The sequence below is a fragment of the Chryseobacterium taichungense genome, assembly GCF_900109935.1.
GTDB classification, from domain to species: domain Bacteria; phylum Bacteroidota; class Bacteroidia; order Flavobacteriales; family Weeksellaceae; genus Chryseobacterium; species Chryseobacterium taichungense.
In genome coordinates this window covers 63224-85268 of sequence record NZ_FOBV01000005.1, presented here as the reverse complement: position 1 = coordinate 85268, position 22045 = coordinate 63224, and the positions used below count along the sequence as shown (strand labels likewise).

Annotated in this window: 23 protein-coding genes and 1 pseudogene; 4 read left to right on the top strand and 20 right to left on the bottom strand. The window is 31.4% G+C overall.

Going from position 1 to position 22045, the window contains the following annotated elements; genetic code table 11:
• Positions 1 to 260: 260 nt before the first annotated feature.
• The 7 genes from BMW64_RS12025 to BMW64_RS11995 all read right to left on the bottom strand — a co-directional run bounded on the left by BMW64_RS12025 (position 261) and on the right by BMW64_RS11995 (position 5604).
• Entirely contained in the window at positions 261 to 1187 is a 927-nt protein-coding gene (locus BMW64_RS12025; RefSeq protein ID WP_143052692.1) for a hypothetical protein, read from the bottom strand.
• Between the two features lie 293 nt (positions 1188 to 1480).
• Positions 1481 to 2701, bottom strand: coding sequence for a retropepsin-like aspartic protease (locus tag BMW64_RS12020; RefSeq protein ID WP_090000211.1), 1221 nt, complete (start codon positions 2699 to 2701; stop codon positions 1481 to 1483).
• A gap of 79 nt (positions 2702 to 2780) precedes the next feature.
• Positions 2781 to 3170 carry a hypothetical protein gene (locus tag BMW64_RS12015; protein ID WP_090000210.1) on the bottom strand — a complete coding sequence of 130 codons (390 nt, stop codon included), beginning with the start codon at positions 3168 to 3170 and terminating at the stop codon, positions 2781 to 2783.
• 99 nt (positions 3171 to 3269) lie between these two features.
• Entirely contained in the window at positions 3270 to 3911 is a 642-nt protein-coding gene (locus BMW64_RS12010) for a response regulator transcription factor (protein WP_090000209.1), read from the bottom strand.
• On the bottom strand, positions 3889 to 4677 hold the full coding sequence (locus BMW64_RS12005; RefSeq protein ID WP_090000208.1) for a sensor histidine kinase: 789 nt from the start codon (positions 4675 to 4677) through the stop codon (positions 3889 to 3891). Before BMW64_RS12005 ends, BMW64_RS12010 begins: the two co-directional genes overlap by 23 nt.
• Positions 4656 to 5285 (bottom strand): hypothetical protein, encoded by a 630-nt coding sequence (locus BMW64_RS12000; RefSeq protein WP_090000207.1) that lies wholly within the window; start codon positions 5283 to 5285, stop codon positions 4656 to 4658. Before BMW64_RS12000 ends, BMW64_RS12005 begins: the two co-directional genes overlap by 22 nt.
• A gap of 1 nt (position 5286) precedes the next feature.
• Positions 5287 to 5604, bottom strand: coding sequence for a hypothetical protein (locus BMW64_RS11995; RefSeq protein WP_090000206.1), 318 nt, complete (start codon positions 5602 to 5604; stop codon positions 5287 to 5289).
• Positions 5605 to 5998: 394 nt separating this feature from the next.
• Here BMW64_RS11995 and BMW64_RS11990 point away from each other — a divergent pair, with 394 nt between their 5' ends.
• Positions 5999 to 6952 (top strand): AAA family ATPase, encoded by a 954-nt coding sequence (locus tag BMW64_RS11990; protein ID WP_090000205.1) that lies wholly within the window; start codon positions 5999 to 6001, stop codon positions 6950 to 6952.
• Between the two features lie 8 nt (positions 6953 to 6960).
• Positions 6961 to 9450 (top strand): S8 family peptidase, encoded by a 2490-nt coding sequence (locus BMW64_RS11985; protein ID WP_090000204.1) that lies wholly within the window; start codon positions 6961 to 6963, stop codon positions 9448 to 9450.
• Positions 9451 to 9497: 47 nt separating this feature from the next.
• On the opposite strand, the gene BMW64_RS11980 is transcribed toward BMW64_RS11985, so the two are convergent.
• The 8 genes and pseudogenes from BMW64_RS11980 to BMW64_RS11950 all read right to left on the bottom strand — a co-directional run bounded on the left by BMW64_RS11980 (position 9498) and on the right by BMW64_RS11950 (position 16515).
• A complete protein-coding gene (locus BMW64_RS11980; protein ID WP_090000203.1) occupies positions 9498 to 10772 on the bottom strand; it encodes a tetratricopeptide repeat protein in 1275 nt (424 codons plus the stop codon).
• Between the two features lie 348 nt (positions 10773 to 11120).
• Positions 11121 to 11291: pseudogene (locus BMW64_RS21120) on the bottom strand (hypothetical protein); the annotation flags it as partial.
• Between the two features lie 10 nt (positions 11292 to 11301).
• Positions 11302 to 12369: a hypothetical protein gene (locus BMW64_RS11975; RefSeq protein WP_090000202.1), complete on the bottom strand. Its 1068-nt coding sequence runs from the start codon at positions 12367 to 12369 to the stop codon at positions 11302 to 11304.
• A 79-nt stretch (positions 12370 to 12448) separates the two neighbouring features.
• Complete coding sequence (locus BMW64_RS11970; protein WP_090000201.1) at positions 12449 to 12829, bottom strand: hypothetical protein; 381 nt, start codon at positions 12827 to 12829, stop codon at positions 12449 to 12451.
• Between the two features lie 231 nt (positions 12830 to 13060).
• Positions 13061 to 14689 carry a hypothetical protein gene (locus BMW64_RS11965; RefSeq protein WP_143052691.1) on the bottom strand — a complete coding sequence of 543 codons (1629 nt, stop codon included), beginning with the start codon at positions 14687 to 14689 and terminating at the stop codon, positions 13061 to 13063.
• A 1-nt stretch (position 14690) separates the two neighbouring features.
• Entirely contained in the window at positions 14691 to 15335 is a 645-nt protein-coding gene (locus BMW64_RS11960; protein ID WP_090000199.1) for a hypothetical protein, read from the bottom strand.
• A 54-nt stretch (positions 15336 to 15389) separates the two neighbouring features.
• Positions 15390 to 15956: a hypothetical protein gene (locus tag BMW64_RS11955; RefSeq protein WP_090000198.1), complete on the bottom strand. Its 567-nt coding sequence runs from the start codon at positions 15954 to 15956 to the stop codon at positions 15390 to 15392.
• Positions 15946 to 16515 carry a hypothetical protein gene (locus tag BMW64_RS11950; protein WP_090000197.1) on the bottom strand — a complete coding sequence of 190 codons (570 nt, stop codon included), beginning with the start codon at positions 16513 to 16515 and terminating at the stop codon, positions 15946 to 15948. The genes BMW64_RS11955 and BMW64_RS11950 overlap by 11 nt, the downstream gene beginning before the upstream one ends.
• 176 nt (positions 16516 to 16691) lie before the next feature.
• Here BMW64_RS11950 and BMW64_RS11945 point away from each other — a divergent pair, with 176 nt between their 5' ends.
• Both BMW64_RS11945 and BMW64_RS11940 read left to right on the top strand, forming a co-directional pair.
• A complete protein-coding gene (locus tag BMW64_RS11945; RefSeq protein WP_090000196.1) occupies positions 16692 to 17096 on the top strand; it encodes a helix-turn-helix domain-containing protein in 405 nt (134 codons plus the stop codon).
• 22 nt (positions 17097 to 17118) lie between these two features.
• Positions 17119 to 18030: a hypothetical protein gene (locus BMW64_RS11940; protein WP_090000195.1), complete on the top strand. Its 912-nt coding sequence runs from the start codon at positions 17119 to 17121 to the stop codon at positions 18028 to 18030.
• Between the two features lie 21 nt (positions 18031 to 18051).
• Here the strand turns inward: BMW64_RS11940 and BMW64_RS11935 are convergent, their stop codons facing one another.
• The 5 genes from BMW64_RS11935 to BMW64_RS11915 all read right to left on the bottom strand — a co-directional run bounded on the left by BMW64_RS11935 (position 18052) and on the right by BMW64_RS11915 (position 22044).
• Positions 18052 to 18519 carry a ribonuclease E inhibitor RraB gene (locus tag BMW64_RS11935; protein WP_143052690.1) on the bottom strand — a complete coding sequence of 156 codons (468 nt, stop codon included), beginning with the start codon at positions 18517 to 18519 and terminating at the stop codon, positions 18052 to 18054.
• Positions 18520 to 18707: 188 nt separating this feature from the next.
• Positions 18708 to 19073, bottom strand: a complete 366-nt coding sequence (locus BMW64_RS11930) for an immunity protein Imm33 domain-containing protein (RefSeq protein ID WP_090000193.1) — start codon at positions 19071 to 19073, stop codon at positions 18708 to 18710.
• A 109-nt stretch (positions 19074 to 19182) separates the two neighbouring features.
• Positions 19183 to 20247 (bottom strand): hypothetical protein, encoded by a 1065-nt coding sequence (locus tag BMW64_RS11925; RefSeq protein ID WP_090000192.1) that lies wholly within the window; start codon positions 20245 to 20247, stop codon positions 19183 to 19185.
• 1 nt (position 20248) lies between these two features.
• Complete coding sequence (locus tag BMW64_RS11920; RefSeq protein WP_090000191.1) at positions 20249 to 20836, bottom strand: hypothetical protein; 588 nt, start codon at positions 20834 to 20836, stop codon at positions 20249 to 20251.
• Positions 20833 to 22044, bottom strand: a complete 1212-nt coding sequence (locus BMW64_RS11915; protein WP_090000190.1) for a JAB-like toxin 1 domain-containing protein — start codon at positions 22042 to 22044, stop codon at positions 20833 to 20835. Before BMW64_RS11915 ends, BMW64_RS11920 begins: the two co-directional genes overlap by 4 nt.
• Position 22045 lies beyond the last annotated feature (1 nt).

Genomic DNA, 22045 nt, shown 5'->3' with positions numbered 1-22045 from the left:
AATCAAATGTAAAAGCCTCTTTGTATTCTTCACTTGTTATAACAAATGAAGAATACAAAGAGGCATACAACGTAATTGGTAAAAAAATTATTTGTTTTCATTGCGGCGGTTTATATACCTATCGCCTATTATACCACAGATTATGGTGCTTATCGTAATCGAAAGGGCTACTGCCCAATCATACCAGTTAAAATAAATCCCCGACCATATCAGTATTAATACAGCCAGTAATATAAAGAGCGACTTCCAGGGAAACATAGTTAACTGAATAAACTGAATATTGCCCTGCCCAATTTGCCAGCAGCACCGGTGGATGCTACGACAGCACCTGCCACGGCACCTATACCGACTGAAGTTCCTGACACACGTCCACTACCCGCATAAGAGCTTATGGCTCCTACGGTTGCTCCTATAATGGCACCACCCACATCAGCCGCTACCCAAGGGAGGACAAGCGAAGCCTCGTCTATTTCATACCCGTTTGGTCCTTTCCCTTTAGTTTTGGTTGTAGTGGTATATAAAGAGTTGTTTCTTTTCCACCAGTCTACTGAATTTATTCCAATTGCCAAAGACGCTGCCAACGTATGCCCCGTATTTCCAGTAATCTGATAATTTTTACCATCAAATTCCCGTGCAATAGTCGTTAATTTGTTTTCAAACTGATCAATTGTAATCGTTCCGTTTTTATTGCCATATATAAAAGTTTCAATTTCCACCAATTTTTGCTGTTCGTAAGTATCCATAATACCTTTAGAAACACAACTGTTGAGTAACTGCCCATAAGCTCCTTTTAAAGGGTCAATACTGAATTCTTTGTTGAGCGCGTCGATGGAAGTTTTAGCATTGGCAGACATTCCGGTTATAGAGCTACTGCTTGTACTAATGTAATTGTAAAAGTCATTCTCCGAAATAAAATATTTGAATTTATTGTTATTTGCGACCGCTAATCCTTTTTCAGTAGAATTGAGGGACGAACCCTGATAAAAGTCATTGATAAATGAATTAACATAATTAACGGCATCGTCAACACTTGTAGGCTGCCTATCTTTGAAATTAGCATTAAAGTTATCCAGTGCCTGATTATGCAGCTTACCTAAATTGTCATAAGTTTTCGAAGTGAGTTGTTGTGCAAAGCTTTGTTGAACTAACAAAAGCAAGAAACCTGAAAATAAAAGAATTTTTTTCATAAGAACAGATTTATAATTAAACATATATGATTCAAAACCAGCTGGAAAAATATAAATATTTGTTAGGTTAATATTGTTATTCCATTTAAGGCTGAAATCTTTTCCACATTCATATTAGCTAAACATACCACCCTCTATCACGAATCTATTTTACCCATATCTTTGACTGAGGCATGGAATATTTTTCACCAGTAATATTTACATACCAAATAAAATAGCAAAGCCAACTTACTTCATTTATAACTTAAAAGAAAAAATTACTACTATAAAACTTAATAGAAAGCAGTGATTTTCTAAAGTTTTGTAATTTCAATTTTTTTAATCTCTCCTGTTTTTAAATCTTTTAAGACAAGTAAGGCCGATTTCTTCTGTATTTTATTACTGGATTTGACCATCTCACAAAAGTCTAAATTTTGATAGTCAATATCATCAAATTTTAAAATTTCATCTCCTACATTTATTTTACCTTCCAAAGTTTTATCCCAAATAATTCCTACTACCGCTTTTTCATTTTCAATAACAGGGTCAATTGCCCATATTCCTTTATCTAAATTTATTTCAGTAGAATTGACAAAAGGTTCTATATAAAATTTTTTATTTTTATAGTCTAATGTTACTTTTCCGTATTTCAAAATTTCTGAACCGAATCTTGATGTTTCCGCATAAGTTGTCCTTGTTGTAACATTGTTTAATTTTAGGTTATTCACATCTAATATTGGAATATTGATAGCAAAATTATTTGATTTTTCTGCTATACCGTGTAATCCAGCGGAAAAAGTGCCTTTACTTTCAGCTAAGGTTTCAATTATATCTAACTTTTCAGAAATTATATGTTTATAAGCATTGATAGACATTAGATACAAACCATCATCACCCGTATCAAATAAAATTTTCTCGTTAGCAACAGATTTACCTTTTCTAAGTTTTATCCAAACAAATGGATTACTCTGAATATGCGTTAATTCCATTTCATTTGAATCTTTTCTTTTTAAATTTAATGATTTGGGATTATCAGATAAAATGATTGTTTTGCTTTTGGAGTCAAACTGTATTATAGAGTTACGAAGAAGATTACTTCCTATAAAACCTTCCACACCAAAGCAATCAAAAAATAATCTTACATCATTTGAAACTAAAGCAGGAATATCTTTGAAAACAACTTCATTTAACTTTATTTCCGAAATGGAGACTACATTTAAACTATCTTTTAAATCTGATGCGTCATTGACCTCGACCTTTCCTAATCGTTTCGAATTTAGTTCTTTATACAAATTTTCAGAAATAACTGTTGATGCGCCAGTATCTAAAATAAATTTTCTACTCTTATTATTAATAATAACTTCTATTATAATTTTTCCTTTTACTTCAGTATAAGGAATCGTGGTCATGTATTTTTCTTGAACTACATAACCTTGATTTGCACTAATAGTATTTTGACCATACAAAAAAGTAGTATGAAACAATAAAAACAATAGTGAAGTCAGTAGATATTTACAAGTCGCTACTTTACTCATTGATAGATGTTTGGGTTATAAAATTACAAAAAAATAAGGTAAGTGAAATAAATTTCATTTACCTTATTTTACTAAAATGTTACCAACTCCATTTTATACCACCACTAACAGTATAGGTAGTTTGCCCTGTTGCCGGATTAATAGTTGTCGAGCCACCTACAGTTACTTCTGTTTTTTTCCTTGAATTGGCAGCCTTTTCTGTATTTTCAGGAATTGGTGCAAACTCAAATGGTTGTCGTCCAATGACTACGGTAGCAATCTGCCATCCCAAAGGAAGATTAAACCCCTCAGGCAATTGTTTTACGTAATCTAATTGCTCGCTCGACAATTCAAAATTTTCAGTTAACCATGCTGTAGAATCTTTAGAAATTGCAACAGCTTGAACCTGTAACTCACGATCACCCAATTTATAAAGCTCATCTTGTTTTGCTTTAACTCCTTCAGGAGTAAGCGGATACTTCTTTGCCATAATTAAGAATTTTATATTAAACAAAAATTTATCATTGTAGCTACAAATGATGTATTCAAAATTATGGCTCAATAATTCCCTAAACAATAGGCAAATTACCTATATTTTAATTATTTTTTGTTTTACACAATATAAAATAGCTGTCATCATATTATCAAAATTATATTTATTCTGAATATTTTGTTTATGTGTGTTTACTGTTTTTGTACTAATATGTAATGTATCGGCTACATCTTTGGACTTTAAGCCTTGAGCAGTTAATGTTATAATTTCCAATTCCCGTTCCGTAAATTGAATTTCTTTATCTTCAATATTCGTTTCTAAATTATCAAGTATTTCATTTATTACAGAAGCAAGACTTTTCTCAAAATAGAATCCATTTTCTTCAAGTTTCCAAATTGCGTCCTCCAGTTCTTTAGGAGGAGTGTTTTTTGTGAAATATCCTTGTACGCCCATTTTGACAACACGTTTTATCGTGTCTGTTTCATTCATAAGTGTAAGAACTAAAGTTTTAATATTGGGATAAAGTTCTTTGATTTTTTGGCAGGTTTCAAAACCATCCATTTCAGGCATTTGTAAATCAAGTAATAATACATCTACTTGATTAGTTTCTAATTTTTTTAGAAGTTGTATACCATTAGAAGCTTCTACTACTACTTCCATATTTTTAAAACTGTTTATCAAAAGTCCAAGACTTTTTCTAAATAAAGTGTGGTCGTCAGTTATAGCTATTCGTAACATTATTATTTGTATATAAATGGATTTGTATTGTGTTTCCTTTATTAGAGGATATTTGTACAAGCTTTGCCCTAATATATTTAATTCTTGATGTAATATTTTTTAATCCCATTCCACAGGGTTCTTTTAAACACTTATAGAAATCGAAGGAAGTACCATTGTCTGAAATTTGAAAAATAATATACTTTTCATTTCCTTGAATTGAAAAATCAATACAATTTGATTTTCCATGCTTAAGTATATTTGTAATAAGCTCCTGAATTATCCGATATAGCTCATAGGCATCTGATGATGTAATAGTAATGTTTTCTGCATAGTATTCTTCATTAATTGTAATTTCATTCCATTTTCTTATCCTTTCAAAATAGCTTCGTAATGTTGAAATAAGACCTAATTTTTCTAACGTTGGGGGCATAAGATTATAACTAATATCTTGGATGTTTTCGAGTATATTACCTATTGCAGTTTCTACTTCCCGAAATATTGTTTTGTTGAAACTGTCCTCTTCTTTTGAGGAAAGTAAAGCTATATAATTTTGCACAGCACTTAAATCTCCGCTAATACTATCGTGTAAATCAGAAGCTATGCGTTTACGTTCTCTTTTTTCAGAATTTAAGGAAATATTTAATAAATCATCGGACTTTATTCTGTTTATTTTATGTATTTTGCTGCGATAAATAGTTATCATTAAGAATACGCTTAAAACAGACAAAAGTAATATCGCCGTTCCTATCCAAAAAAATAATTTTAATTCTGTCTCATTTTCCATACGCCAACAATTAAAAATACTCTCAAAATAAGAGTTGCAAAGACATTAATTAACCAGTAGTCATATAGATATCCGTTATCTATAAACATATACTTACTTAACAAAAAAAGGAAAAATGTACTTGAATAATAAATTGAAATACCTGATATAAAATAAAAGGTTGAATTTTGCCAAGGATTTTCAATATCCATTTTTTGGAAAAGCTCTCTGTACCATTTGAATGAGAATGTAAAAACAAAAAATGTAAGTGGGAGTTTATTAATAGCTATTGTAATAAATTTTTCTTCCCAGAAAACAAATGAAAGAATGTAGGTGAAAGAAAGAAATATTACAAATACTAAAAAAGTCTTTTTATAAGACGAACCAAAAAGCTTATAAAAAAAATAGTACAATGTGCTAAATTCTAAAAGAGAATATAATTGCCACCAATAGCTTGTATTAATTTTTAGTATCACAGAACCAAAAAACTCATACAAAGTTGCAATAGCTGTTAAACAAACAAAAGGTATTATTGATTCTTTGAAATCAAAAGTTTTTTTTCTTTTTATAAGAATAGAGTATGGAATAATCCCTATAAAAAGAGCTGCAAAAAATAATACTTGGTGCAAACTATATTTCTACTAATGGACTTGATTTAGGGCAAGTAGTAGGACAAGGGGTTAGGTGTTCTAAGATTACACCATTGATAATGTCTTCTCCACTTGTATCAACACCTATCAAGACCAAATTATTTTTTCCTAATTTAGTGTCGTATCCGTTATATATACGAATACCAATACATTTTTCTTGCTCTAAGATAAGATTAATTTTATCAATACCTGCAAAAAAAGATCTAATGGAATCAGGGTTATTTTCTTGAAAAGCGTGTGTATATTCTACAGCCTGGTTTAATGTGATAATTTCTGAAGTATTTCTATCTATTGACATAATTAAAATTTTTGAATGCAAATTTCAGATTAGAAAGACATATAATCAATAGGTAATTTACCTATATTTCAACATAATTATTGATTTTTTCGGAACAAATATTTTTTTGCATATATTTGTTATGAGTTAACGGAAACATATTGAAAAGCAAAGCAATAGGCACCGTTACCAAATCGTTACCTGACTTCTTTGATTATCCTTATAAAAGCTTAGTTTTCAAGCGATACAGCTTTTTCCTGAAAACTTTAAAATATATTATCGTTTAATAAGATTCAGAATCACACAAATATTATCAACTTTATAATTTATAAATTTCTAGCCTTTCAAATCCAAATGTTGAGCAAATTGAAAATTGGGATAGAATGCTATTAGAAAAAAACGTAATTTTGCTATAATGGCAAAAGCTGAATACATAATATCTTTAATCAAATCGCATTACAACAACGAACCTGAAAGGTTTACAACTGTTGCTTTGCAAATAGCTGCCCACGAAGCCAAACTGGGGCATACCTTTGTCGCTGATGAAATAAAAACTATTATAGACAAAGCAAAGGAAACAAAGCAAAGAAATAAAGTATTTTCACCTGATTTGCAAGGCTTGATACAAGAAAATGTGCCTGCGGTCAATCTTTTCGATATGATTGCACCACACGATATTAAATCTAAAATAAATCGCATTATTTCAGAATTCGTACAACGAGACAAACTTCGTAAACACGATTTAGAAAACCGTAGAAAAATTTTACTTTCAGGTCCTCCAGGGACAGGTAAAACCTTGACGGCATCCATTCTTGCTAATGAGTTAAATCTTCCACTTTATACTATTTTGATGGATAAAATGGTAACAAAATTTATGGGAGAAACCAGTGCCAAACTTCGCCAAATATTTGATTTAATCGAACAACGTCAAGGAGTATATCTATTTGATGAATTTGACGCTATCGGAGGCGAACGAAGTCGAGATAATGACGTGGGAGAAATGAGAAGAGTTCTAAATTCTTTCCTCCAATTTATCGAAAGGGACAATTCCGATAGTCTTATAATTGCCATTACCAATAATAAAGAACTATTAGACCAGGCTCTTTTCCGTAGATTTGACGATGTAATTTTATATAATCTTCCAAACTTGGAAGAAAAAGAAGAATTGTTAAAAAATAGGCTTGCTCAGTTTAGTAAAAAAATCAAATTTAAAGATTTGTTACCAGACATAAATGGCTTAAGTCACGCTGAAATATCTCTTGCCTGTATTGATGCTATTAAAGAAACGGTTTTGAATGAAAAGCAGCCGATGAATAATCAGTTAATTTTAAAGGCAATTAAAGACCGTAATGCAGCCTATCATAAATAATTTTGGGAATGGCATCATACAAACACATCTTCATATCAGGAAATGTAAGTAGCGAAAAATATAAAACCCGAGGTGTTCCAATTGCACCTAAGCCATTTCCTGTTCGTGATAGAGCATCACACAGTCAAAAATTGTTACAAGAATTTGAGCAAATTTGGCGACAAAAGGAACAAATACAAGAACAGAGAAGTGCTCAGCATATCGCCACAAGAGAAGGAACGTATATTCAGTTTACCAGTGCTACAGACCACGATTTGATTACCAAAAGCTTAGAAGACCTAAGAAAAGGTATTCGGTTATTGAATGTCAAAGAAATTTCCGTTGGCGAAGAAATACAAGTAAGAGCAACAGTGTACGTTCCAAATGGCAAGGAAGGACATTTTATTACTAAGATTCAAAAATACCAACAGGAGGAAACTGAAAAGGGGCAGCCTAAAAATGCGCCACTGGTAAATAGTATTGAAGATGTAAGTATAGCACTATTAGAAGGTTTATGGACAGATAATCCACAACTAATTCCGGCGGATACAGCAAAGTGGTGTGAAGCGTGGCTGAATGTAGACACCAAAGAAAACCAAGAGCAGAGGCAAATTGCAGAATTTCTTACAACACTTCAAAATATTGGAATTGAAGTAAAGCATAATAGCATTATTTTTCCTGAAAGAGCAGTTTTGCTGATAAACGCCAATCGACAACAGTTGATTGAGTTAATGTTACAAAGTGATTTATTAGCAGAGTTTCGTATAGGACAGGAACCAGCAGGATTTTGGGTAAAGGAAAGTCGTATTGAACAACAGGCTTGGGTTGATGATTTACTATGTAGAACCCACATTATAGAAAGCAATGTTAAAGTATGTATTTTAGATACAGGTGTAAATAATGGGCATCAACTATTGCAGCCACTTATTGATGATACCAATACTTTGACAGTCGATAGTACTTGGGGAACAAACGACCACGCGAATGGGTCAGGACACGGAACACTAATGGCTGGGCTTGCTGGTTACGGACAAATGGAGCAATTACTTATTTCCCAAAATGAAGTTTCGCTTACACATAAATTATGTTCTGTGATAATTTTACCCAATCAGGGCGAAAATCCACGAGAATTATGGGGTGATATAACAGCACAAGGAATCGCAAGAGCAGAAATCCAAAATCCGAATATTGTTTTGGTTTATTGTATGGCGGTTACATCATCAGAAGATACCTATAGAGGAAGACCTTCTTCGTGGTCCGGAGCAGTGGATAATTTGGCTTATGGCGAAGGTGAAAATCAGCGATTAATAATTATTTCCGCAGGAAATGTAAATGATGATGAATCGTGGCAAAATTATCCTAATTCAAACTTTACATCCTCTGTCCAAAATCCCGCTCAAGCGTGGAACGCTTTGGTCGCTGGAGCTTATACTGATAAAATACAAGTCACTGATTCAAATTTTCAAAATCATACACCTATTGCCAACGAGGGACAAATTTCTCCTTATAGCTGTACGTCCTTAGTTTGGGAAAGAAAATGGGCGGTAAAACCTGATGTCGTTTTTGAAGGCGGAAACCTGTTGAAAGCAACTGATAATAATATTACAGGACACGAAGATTTAGAATTACTGTCAACCTCAAAACAATTTACAACTAGACGGCATTTTGATACTATTTGGGCAACAAGTGCCGCAGCTGCACAGGCATCTTGGTTCGCTGCAAAAGTTGCTTACGAATATCCAACCGCTTGGGCAGAAACGATAAGAGGTTTAATAATTCATTCTGCTAGTTGGAGTGAAGCGATGTATAATCAGCACGAAAAACAAAATAATAAAAGAGATATTACAAATTTACTGCGAACTTTTGGATTTGGTATTCCAAATCTGGACCGGGCACTGTATAGTCAGGAAAGTGCTTTAACATACATTGCACAGGAAATTATTCAACCATTCAAATTCAAAGAAAACAGTAATACTCCTGAAACTAATGAAATCCACTTTTTCAATTTACCTTGGGCAAGCGAATTGTTGTTAGAAATGGGTGAAATACCTGTAAAAATGAAAATTACACTTTCGTATTTTATAGAGCCTGGTGCAGGAGAAATTGGTTGGAAAGACAAATATCGTTATCAGTCACACGGTTTACGTTTTGATGTTAACAATGTAGGTGACAGTGAGGAAGATTTTAGAAAACGAGTAAATATTGCAGCAAGAGAAGAAAACGAGGAAATAAACGGAAACTCCGGTAGCAATAGATGGGCAATCGGCACTAATAACAGAAGCAGTGGCTCTATCCATTCCGACTATATGGAATTGACAGCAGCCGAATTGGCAACTTGCAATCACATTGCTGTTTACCCTATCATTGGTTGGTGGCGCGAAAGAAAGCATTTAGGAAAAGTAGAAACCAAAACACGTTATTCGTTAATTATTTCATTGGAGACACCTGCACAAGACATCGAACTGTACACGACTGTTAAAAATATGATTGAAATCCCTATTGAAATTGAAGTTCAGTAGAAAAATAATTAATATTCAACTTTTATAATAATTACTTTTCCACATATTCATTTACAATCTATTAAATTCTGCTTATCCTTGTATTTCTTTACGGATTCGTAATCATTAGAGACTTTATACAAATCAATCAAAAACTGATACATCGCAACGATGTGGTTATTTCTTATTTCTTGCGCTTCTAAAATTTCAACGCACTTTTGCTGATGGATAATAGCATCCTCAATATTATTTTTCAGTAAGGAATATTCAGAAAGTTTACTATAATAACTGGAAAGCAAAAAATTACTTCTTCTTTCAATAGGAATTAAATTATGATATCGAATTGCTTCTTTAATTAGAGCTTCGGATTTGTCAAAATTTTTAGATGTTCGGTAGAGTTCTGATAGTATGGTATAACCAACTCCGATTTGCGCATCGCTATAAAAATAATATTTTTTTCGGAGAGCAGATACTTTATTAAAACATTTAATAGCACTATCAACATCACTTTTTACTAGGTATGCCTGTGCGAGATTATTAAGTATTGTTATAAACATCAATAAGTCTCCATCTTTATAACTGCCAGCATTTTTATAGTATATTTTAACAGCTTTATTTAGATAGACAATAATTTTTTCAATTGCTTTTTTAGGCTTTAAACTTAGTGCTAGATTGTTATACATAGCAGCTAAGGCAATATCTTCCTTCCCTAAATAATTTTCGCTTCTTTTAATCAAATCCTTCCAAAGCTCTGAATTATCATCACGAATAAAGAAAAACGCTGAAAGATGAAGGTATTCGTTTTCCAACATTAAAAGAGGTTGATAAACGCTATGACGGTATTCTTCTTTTATAGAATTCAGAATGGATTCGGCATATTTTAGAAATCTAAACGATTCTTTTGGATTATTATATCCATCGGACAATCTACCTGATAACCAAGCTATGTAACGTGACGACATAATGAAAGGATTTCTTTCATCTCTTGCAGAATACAAAATAGAATCTTGTAAGATTTTATGAATTTGAATGCTTTTTCTACCATTTTCGTATTGTAAAAATCCTTTTTTTTCTAAAGAATTAATTACGTTTGCAAAATATATTTTATTACTTTCAACATAATCTTTTCCGCAAATTAGGATTAAATCTTCAATGATGATGCTAGATGAAGGCAACAAAGAAAGATATTCTAAAAAATATTTTTCATTACTATCTAAGCCATCAATCGAAAATTTTTGTAGGATAAAGTCAAAAATTTGAATCGATTTATTTTCTTCTTCAGAAAGTTCAATATCGATTTTTAATAACTGATTATTTAGATTTTGTTTTTTTAAAGAATCCAAAACAAATTCCAGCGTTAAATCAAAGCTATTTTCGATAGTTTTAGCAACTAATTCAATAATAAGATTGTTATAATCAATATATTCAAAAAATTCTTTATAAGTATTATCATCTATACTCTCTTGTGAATAGTGTAATTGAAAGAGAGCTTTTGCTTCTTCAAAACCTAAATGTGGAAGCAGAAATGGATTATAAGATTTAAATCTATTACGTGCGATGATTATTTTTTTCCAATTTATTAAGCTTGAAATTTTATTTAAATCCTCAATATTTTCTGCGCCTTTCTGAATATCCAGTACAATGAGATTATTGTCGCCATACTTTTCTAACTCATTGAGAATTAAATTGAATTGCTGTTCAATGGTATGTTCTTTATCTAAGTAAATATGAAGATTGGAAATTAAAAGGTCATTTAAAACAAATGCGCTATGCAGAGATTTTTCAATGGTCAGCCAAATAACATTATTAAAGTTATGTCGGTGATTAAATAAGAGTTTCCTTACAAAAGTAGTTTTACCAATACCTCCAAAATTATGTATTGAAACTATATTTTTTTTGATTTAGAATGTTAAAAACTTCTACAATTTCATTGTTCCAGCCGATAATATCATCTACATTATTAACGTAAGGAATTAGAGTAAGGTCAGTTTCTACTAAATGACGCGGTTTCAGCTTCTTTATTTCTGACGTTTGTTTTTCCTGTATAGTTTCTATATTCTTAATTCTATCCTTCAATTCTTCTATCTCTACTCCGATTAAATTGATAAATTTTGAATCAATTCTATTCTGAATATCAACATCAGTAAGTTCTAATAGCTTTCGTAAATCAGAATTGGTAATACATCTTTTAGATTTTTCTGTTTCTTGAGAGCATCTATTGATTTCAGAAAGCAAAACTCTAAAGATGATTTCCGCAGATCTACCATTGAATGATTTATCTTTTAGTAATGTGAAAATTTCAAGTTTTAATTTATCAATAGCCTCTTCGGTAGTTAGTTCACCGAATTCCCACCTGATGCTTCTACAAAAATCTTCAATGAGCAACTCATCCAACAAAATAGAACAGAAAGATTTATAGCTATTATTTATTTCTTGTTTGAGATGTGCCGCAAGATTTTGGCGGTTAAGTTTTGATTGTCTGATTTTATTTGATTCGCTTTTAAGTATATCGACATTCCTTTTCTTTAAAAGTTCCAAGTCTTTGTCATTATTGAAAACATCTCTATTAAGCCATTTACCTAACAGCTTCTCATTTTTCTTTATGCTGGTGTTGGTTATAAATGAAAAGACAGGATAGATATTATCTTGTCTATATTTTAAATATGTGATAAAAAAATCGAAAATAGAACTTTTAATCTCTTTAGAATTTAAACTGAAGTCCGAAGAATAGCATTTCAATTGAGTGAAAACATATTTTTCTCCCACTTCCTTAATATCATTTTCAACTTCCGTATAGATTGGGTTATCAATATTGTTTATAAAATTTGTCACCCAATTTCTTAAAATAGATAAGTATTGATAGTAAAATCCTCTATTAGTAAATATCGCTTCAGTATTTCTTTTGAAGATTTTTATTGAGTCTAAATCTATTTCAATCATTTTTATTTGAAAAAAAATTTAAGGTTTTATTATTAAAGAGCTTTAAAAATTTGAAAAAATTTATGGTCTTGAAATAGCTTTACTCTGATTTTTGTTTAAAATCAGTAAATAAATTGAGTAATTCATTTTGTTTGTAAATATAATAATCGATTTCCTTATATTCTCTTTCTATACTTATTTCATCACTAAACTCATCAGGCTCTAAATTGATTAAATATTGGTATCTTTTATTGAGTTTTTCCAAATTGGAAGATAAAAAACGAATAAAATGACCAATGAAATCTCTATTTTTTACAAATCTTATTTCTGTATCATTAAGAACCAAAAGGTAATTTTCTTTATCAGTTTCGAGATTAATCATTTTATAAATACAATGAAACTCTACACCACTATCTTTAAGCTGTTTCCCAAATTTTAGCTTTAAAATTCTTGATAAAATTGCGTAGGCACTTTCTTTCATTTTTTTAACATCTTTTATAACTATAATAATCACATAAACTTACAATTTTTCTATAATTATTTGTCTGTTTCTAATAACATAAAAATTTTATATAATAAAATACCCCGAAAATTTCGAGGTAATTCGTTATAAGCAATATATTTTATTTTAAGATACTGATTTAGGTGCTAATATTTCTTATATCTTATTTTATTACAATCTTATTTTTCAAATTAAAATATTGTAATTGGATTACTCAACTGATTCATTAGAGTATGATACGCTTTTAAGATTTTCTAAGAGACGTAACTCATTCATTAATGTAACGGTAATCGATTTTATTGTATCTAAATCCCCTTTTTCAAAGATGTCTGCTCTATGATGCAATGTTCGATTGTGGTCTAAAAAAGTGAAGAATTTAAGACGAAACTCATCAAATTGGTATTCTACCTTTTTCAATTCCGGATTTGCATACAAACACAACTTCCATAAGAAATGACTTGGCAGATAATGTGGCTCATAAAAAAGCTTTGCAAAAATATAGGTCTTGCAAAATGAAAGAAAAAACAAAGAAAACAGATATGGTAGACCTTGGTGGTTCTTGTCCACACTTTCTATTATCTGTGTGATTTGTCTTGCGCATTTATCGGTAATACCATAAAAACTTTTTAGAGTTTGATAAAATCCAAAAGAACCATCGTGAGGATACTCCCAATGTGGTTCGGGATGAAAAGGATTTGATTCATAAATTTTATTTTTGATTTGTATAATCTTTTCAAAAAAACCTTGATGTATAAATAATTTTTTCTGAATCCATTGACGGTCGTGAGCGATGATGACAAAATCATATTTCTTAGTGGTTTTACTTCTTATTTTATATCTGATATTTCTCAAGAAATCATTGCTTACATTATAACCAATCAGCAATAAATAGTAGGTGGTTATTTCTCCATAAATAAACTTATTATAGATGTAAATTTCCTCTATCTCTTTATTATCCGTGATGATTTTTACTGCTTTCTCAAGAATTTCATCCTTTTTATCTGAATCAAGAGATATCTCAAATTCATCTTGTTCCGGGATAGAAGATTTAATTAATTTTTTAAGCTTTTCAAAGCGCTCCTGAATCAAACCGTATAAACTTTTCTCGGCAATAGTAAATGCCTGATACATCTCGTCAATATAAATCGTATCATCTTCTGTTGAACCTTTCTTCACTTCTTCACATAAGCTTAGAAGATAATAAGAATCACTATGTTGTGTCACAAATATCTTTTGGATTTCAGGGATATGTAACGATAAAGCTTTAATCCGTTTATTTAAATCCTTTTTATCAGAAGAAGTTCCTAAATGCAGGTTTTCCAAATATTCCAAATCGTACGCAAGTAGTTTTTCGAAAGCCAATACTACACTCAAAGAAGAATTTTCCGACATAAAGCTGTTGACCTGCGACAACAGCAAATCGTGGTCGTGATAAAAACCATTCTCATAGGTGTTGAATTTCTTTTTGAATTTCTTCCAATCCTGTTGCTGATAAATAGGCTCTTTGTAAATTTCATTCCGATAAACAACTGTTGAAGATTTAAAATATAATTCAAATAATGGTTGTCCAAGAGAAAGCTGTTGTTTAAGCCGTGTTGTATAGAAGAAAAATACTTTGACCTGATATTCTTTAAATGCTTTTTCTACCCAAGGTTGTTTTCTTAGCACTTCCATATCTGCTGTATACTCCATACAGATTATGAGATACTTATGCTTTGAAGTTATAACGGTATTGAATAAAATCTCTCGAATAATGTAATGCTCGTTGATAAGTTGTTTTAGAATTCCTTGCAGGAACTCGTTTTGTATTGTCGAAAGTGATTGATTGCAATTTTTCATATCATTGGATTTTTGGATTGTGATTTTCGGGATTAAAATAAAAATATAGTGCTTCTAGGAATAGCCGGACTAAATAACCCCAAGCCATTAAATCCAGATGCTCCTGCAATTCTATATCGTTCTCAAGTTTAAGAATGTCATCGATTGTAAAATCGGGATTGCCAATCTTTTCGCTGAATTTTTGGTAATATTCCTTTCCCGTGAAAGAAACAATAGCAAGAAAGATTTCTTTAATATAATCATCCAATGAGACTGAATTAAGGATATAGTTCTCGGCTTGCAAGGATATACTGTTGTCGCTTTCCTTCAAAGGAATACAGTGCCCTGATTCGTCTATAAATTCAGGTAAGCTTGAAGTCAAATATTGCAGGCAGGTCAGCAATCCTGCAATTTTCAAACTTTGTGGATTGACATCAGGAATTTCGATATTTCCAGAGAACATTTCTTTGATACTATACTTTTGCATCAATCTGGGATATCGGTCAAATAATTCTTTAACCTCTATGCTCCCTAATTTATCCAACAGGATATAAATACCCTTATATAGTTCCTCTATCTGCCTTTTGTCCGACAATAACTTAAAAGTAATATCAACTTCTTCAATAGAGTTGATAAGCCTCTTGTCTGTTTTTTCTTTATTTCTCATATTAAATTTTTTGATGAAATAAAGTTGGTCAGCTAATAACAGGTATTCAATACTTTATGAAGGTTTAATATCCCTAGAAATGGATTTTTTATCCTTTATTTTCTTGATACCTCTTTCGCGAATGATTTGTGCAGCATCAAGCATTTTAGTTAGATGAATGAAAGGCGTAATTAAATCATAATCAAATTCCTCCCCAAAAGGAGATAATGAAAGATGAGTAATTTCGCAAAGGAAAAATTCATATTCTTCAAATGCTGTGTCTATGAACGCATTTTGAAATACTACAAAAGGATTTTGGTATTCCTCGCTAGTCAAGGAGGCTTGTTCAAGAATTGACCGCTTTTCCAGAGCTTTTCTCACTTTCCATTTTTCACTTTTAGACCTCAATTTAAAGCAAGCTTTCAAAAACGAGCGAAAAGCCGTATACAGAATAAATATTTGTCCTGGATAACCTTTTTCATAGAGCTTCTGCTGCTCGGTATGGAATAAAAACTGATTCAAAGTTTCCTTATAATAATCTAAATTACCATATTCAAAAAAGACCTCTATAAATTCAAATGGATTTTCAACTTCCTGCCCCGACCAAAAATGCGTTTCTAAAGATATTTTGTTATTTTTCATTTTCAATTTTTTTGTTCTTGATGTTTTGTTTTTTTATCTTTTCAATTCCTCTTTCACGAATGATTTGGGCGGCATCCAGCATTTTGGTCAAATGGATGAAATGCGCCACATTAGTGTCAGTTGGTATATCGTAGGAATTGGCTAATGAGAAATAGATAAATTCTGTAATAAAATATTCAAATTCCTTCAAACTAAATTCTTTGAAAGCTTTCTGAAAGACAAGAAATGGATTCCGATATTCTTTGTCTGAAAGTAAACCTTGTAGCAATCTGGATTTATATTCCGGAGGGTCATTTACTTTCCATTTTTTACTTTTGAATTGTATAAGATAACCCGCCCTGATAAACGAACGAATGCATAAGTAAAAGTGAAAGACCAAATAAGGGTTATTCTTCAGAAGGACTTTGGGCTGTGTTGAGTAATTCATCACATCACAAAGTATTTCTTTTACAGCTGGTAAATCATCCATTTGAAAAAATGCATCTATCAATGTCATACAGGAATGTTTTTGATGGCTGTCCCAAAACTCAGCTTCAAAATCTATTTTCTTCTTTTTCATAATAATTATTTTTATCTTGAACCGAATTACTAAATTTGAAACCAGATAATCAATACGCACAATAGTATATTATATCTTGGAAAGGGATATTTTACGGGATATTTTTTTAACTTTACGATTCAGATGATTTAACAGAAATGGCTTTATCTTTGAGCCTTTAAAATTTGATAACCGCTATGGAACAGAAAGTACATCAGGGAAGAAACGTAAAACGCTTTAGAGAGATGTTAGGAATAAAGCAAGAAGCATTGGCTCTTGACTTGGGTGAAGATTGGAATCAGAAGAAAATCTCTTTGCTTGAACAAAAAGAAGAAATTGATGAAAATTTACTAAAAGCAATATCTCAGGCTTTAAAGATTCCTGTGGAAGCTTTCCAAAATTTTGATGACCAAGCTGCAATAAATATTATCGCCAACACCATTACAAATAATGACAATGGTGCTGTTTATAATCATAATCCAGTTTTTCAACCAATTGATAAGTTAGTTCAACTTCACGAAGAAAAGATTGCTTTGTATGAAAGGATGTTGAAAGAAAAAGATGAGATGATGAACAGATTGGAAAAACTTATTAATAAATAATTCTTTATCCTATTTCATAAATATGACCAAAGAAGAAGCGTTTGAAAAACTAAAAGAGTTTTCAAAAAAACTAGATACAATCTCTTATGATGAAATCTATACATTATTAAGAGAATCTGTTAGACGCATTCCAATTCCATTAGCGAGATTTCATAAAGATAGAGAGCTTGATAGAGCAAGATTGAATAAAGGAGATACTCTTTACAATAGTATAGATGATTTAGGATACATCAAAGATAGAAACGTAATTGACAACTTCCTTACAGAATTTGGACGTGCAAATAAACCGCATCAGGTTATGTTTTACGGTGCAATCAGAACATCCCCGATTGATAAGCCTAGAGTAACAGCAATTGCAGAAACATCCAAATTATTTCAAGATAAAAACGGCTATAACCTTGATGGAGAAAAGTACACGATAAGCAGATGGATTAGTAATGAGGAATTCTTTGTTGCTGAAATGGTATTTGCTGAGGAAGCAATAAAAAATAATCCTGATATTAAAAGGAGTTTTGAAAAGCAGATTGGATTTGCAGATGAATTAGATGAAGATGATATCGAATTCTACAAGGAGTTTTTAATATTTATCAGTGAAGAGTTTGCGAGAAAGATTGAAAAAAATGATGACTATAAAATTTCAGTCGCTTACACAAATTTAATTTTGGAGCATCCTCAAGTGGAAGGCGTTATGTTTCCGAGTGTTCAAACCAACTATTTTGGAGCAAATTTAGTTATACCTGTTGAAACTGTTGAAAAATATTTTACACCTCAAGTATGTAGCACGCACATACTTTATAAAACTCCTGAAAAAACTCTAATAGCTAATGGAGAGCATTATTGCGATGAAATTACTGGTCAAGAAATCAATTGGAAATTGACCGATGAACAATATTTAAGTTCTAAGGAAGAAATAAAAAGACATTTTAATCTATAGTTGATAGTTAGGAATACTTATTTATTCTACTTTCACCTCCCAAAAGGCATACTCGCATTTGCAACTATTAGCCAATTGATTCATATCTATATTCAACCTATAAATATCTTCTAAATTAATTGGCAGGGGGTAGGTATTTCCAGCTAGAAAGTAAGCCCTACCTTCTATTTCCTCAAGTGCAACGTTATATTCTGCAACATAATTTCGGCTAATTAAATCACTTTGCAATCGTTCAACCTTTCCTAGAGTTGGACAATAGAATAAAAAATACACTCTATTTTTTGAATTTGGGATAATCCCATTATTATACAAAGTATTTATTTTTTCAGAAACTTTTTTGTAATCTCTTTTTGTTAACTCATTCGTATCGGTTGTTAAAGCATTATTAATATTTATTGATAACTTTTGTTTCTCCAAGTTACTTTCATTACAAGAGACCGAAATGATAAGAATGCTAAAAATGAATATGACAAATAATGTTTTATCCACAGAAACTTAATTTTGATTGTTGACTTTAGTCTGGCGCTTTAGTATTATAATTCTAATCTTCTGTAAGACTAAAACTTTACAATCTTCACTCTTCTAAAAATATCATCCACAATTATTGTATTGATTCCCTATTTTTAAAATATCTTTTCCTCAATCAATTTAATTGTAGATAATTAATCATTTTTGATTTAAGATTTTTGAGTATCATATACCAATAAACCTTCATCAAACCAAACATCTTCGTATCCATTATTATCTATTAAAAAACGATTCCCCGCAGGCAATGCCAAATATTTTAAAAGCTCTGGGTAATATTCTTCCAAATGAGAAATATGCATCGGTTTAAAAAAATCATCTGCACTTGAATATTCACCAGTCCAAATATACCAACCAGATGTATCGCCTTCAGGAAAATGTCTTAATCCATTGATAGGCATTATACCGCTTTTTATATTATCAGAGATTCCGATTTTTAAGTATTTAGATGTATCAGAAAAATCTTGTGAATATTTTTCGCAAATATGTTTTTGCTCATTAATGTATTTATTGTCCATTGTTCTTTGTTGTATTATTTTTTCAACACCCACATATTTGCAAGTATATATTTAACTATTTGACCAAAAAAAGGTTGATTAAACATATCAAAACAAAAAGTAAATCAGGTTACTTTTGTAATCTGGTATCTTCAAATTTTGCCCTTTCGGTTTTCAAAGAAACCAGCCAATCCAGATACATATCTTCAGGCATACTTCTATAACCGATTTTGTGAATATGAGCATATTCCTTGTTCATCAGTTCATATAATTCTTTTGCTTTCGGATTACTAAGTACTAGGTGAATGTCCTTTGTACTCTGTTCCTTCATTATTTTCTGAAATAGTCTTTTATGGGTTTCTGCCTGTAACAATAAAGCATTGGCTAGATATGGGTGGATTTGAATTGCACGTTCCGCACATTTTAAAGGAAAACTTCCATCGTTATCTGGAAAACTTCTATTGTAATCATTTGCTAAATCAACTAATAAAAGCGCAAGACTTTCTTTATTATTCAGAGCTTTCATAAAAACTCCATTTTGGATAGCATCCAAATGAATGAAACCTGAAGCCATCAGCCAACTATCTTGCGGGAATATTCCGCTTGTCAGTTCTGTATTGTACCAACCCAAAGATTTAATATTATGCTTGATATAGATGTGATTGGGTGCAAGGGCAAGATTTGCATCAACGCCTAGTTCTTCTGCCAAAATTTTGTAGAGATACGGCATTGAGTTGCAGTTACCTTTTTGGGTATCTAATAATTTTGAAACAAATAGATTGGATAGTTCCCGATGTCCGAAAACGTCTTCAAAATCATACGTGAAAGGTTTGATTTTCAAGGTGTCTTTTCCGAAAATAACAGGAGTTGATTGACACATTATCGTATAAATAGCGGCATACTTATTAACTTTATCTTCGTCTCTTTCCGAATAGTTGAGTTTTCTGTTAATAGTAAGTCTTTTGCAAAAGTTTGTTAGAAAGGCAATTTTACGTTCTAAGCCTTCTGTATTTAATTTTCCCTGATTGTAGGCATTTTCAACACTGAAAACCCCATCCTTGAAACTATACTTTTGCTTATCAGTAAGCATATTATCGATTGTCTGGTAAGCGTCAGAATAAAATTTATTTTCTTGTTCTTGGGCTTTTGCACAAAAGATAATGGTTAAAAACAATATTGTAAATAGATTTCTCATTTTAATATTTAGGGTGATTCCAATTCTCAAAATTCTTTAACACTTGGATATTATTTTTGTCCTTCTCATATTTTTTAGCGTAATTGAGCATTTGTGATAATATCTTTTCGTGGGAAGAAATGTTGATATGTTGTACTTCTACATCATCAACATTTCCATCAGAATGAATAATTTGAAAATTATAAGAAAAACCATCGCCCATTGGATATTTAGGATAAAAATCCTTTCTATCTTCTACAGGAATGGAGTTAATAAGAGTATTTAAATTATCAGCTTCCTCAGCTGTTAGCTTATATATAGTTGTTTTAGGTTGTGCATAGTCTAAATAATATTGTCTTTTAGCCATTTCCATACTATCCTTCTTTACTTTTGAATTTCCATTTTTTGATGGCGGAGGTGGTGGAGGTAAGGATATCTTTTTTGAACCAACTCTTTTTAGAATTAATAATTTATAAGTATTGTCAAATTCTAAAGTAATTGCACTATGTAAAGCATTTCCAAAAGTTGCTGAAAAAGAAACGATTTTATCATTCTTTTGAGAACAACCATTTAATATAAATATGATTATAAAGAAGATTATTTTTTTCATTTTCCTAATTTATTAAGATTAATAGTTCCTGTTCCTAAATTTAATTTATACGGAGATTTATTTAGCCAATGATATTTCCATAGACTACTTTGCCCACCATTAGGTGCATAATACAAATAATGAGCAGGATAGTTTGTTTTGCCAGTTCTATTATAATATTGATTATCCCAATATCGAGCAACTCCATAATCTCCATCAGTTAAGCCATTTATTGGAGAAGGCTGATTTAGATTTTTATGGCTGTGTATAGAAAAAAGTAATTTTGAAAGTGACTGATCTCTAAAATTTGGCGGTGTTTTATCCCCTTCGTGTCCTGTATAAACGGTGTACAGAGGATTACCTTTTATATTGTAAGCATCAAGACCCCATTCAACATTAGAATTTTTAGCTGCAAAACTAAAGACGTTTGCAGCGTCATTAGCATTTGCGGTTCTGCCAAAATTAATTCCATTTGGGAAAGATGAATCTTTTAAACCATAGTTAGTTGCCAAGCTACTGATAATACTTCCACTCTCTGCATTGGGTTTATTGACTTGTACATAATCTGTCCCTTGTTGCATTTTACCATCACTATTAACATCTACTTTATTTCCACTATTATCAACTTTAAAAAGCCTGTCAAAATTATCATTTGTTTTTTGCAGTAACGTAATATTTCCCTGGTCGTCCATTCCATAATCATCTTCCAGTAATCCTGTCGGATCTCCATATCTTACGGGATTATTAAACCCATATCTATAAGGTGTCCAATCAGGAAACTCCTCACTCAAAGGGTCGGGGCTCATCCACCTTCCGTGTGTGTCTCCGATTGGCTGTGCATCGGGGTCTGATAAATCAATATCCAGAACTTCGATAACCTTTTGTTGTTTGGTGTTGTATTTTACAGAACCGATAATAACTATAGAATCCTTATCGTGGAACTCTAAATATTTTCCTCTGCTCAATGTCGCTACTTTAGGATAATAGCCATATTTCGCAAAGGGATTACCTGCTGCAATATTTTTTCTTCTTCGTTCTGCTTCTTTTGGAGTTAAGGAATCTCTCGTCTTCAGAACATCATCCATATAAGGACGGTTCCGTTCCTCCTTTGTTAATTTAACAGGATTTACCCATTCTTTTTCAATTTTAGGCTTTATTGTTTTTTTCTTGACTTGGGCTTGTGAAAATACTGTTGTTGTCAGTACAATTAGAATTAGAAGTTTTTTCATA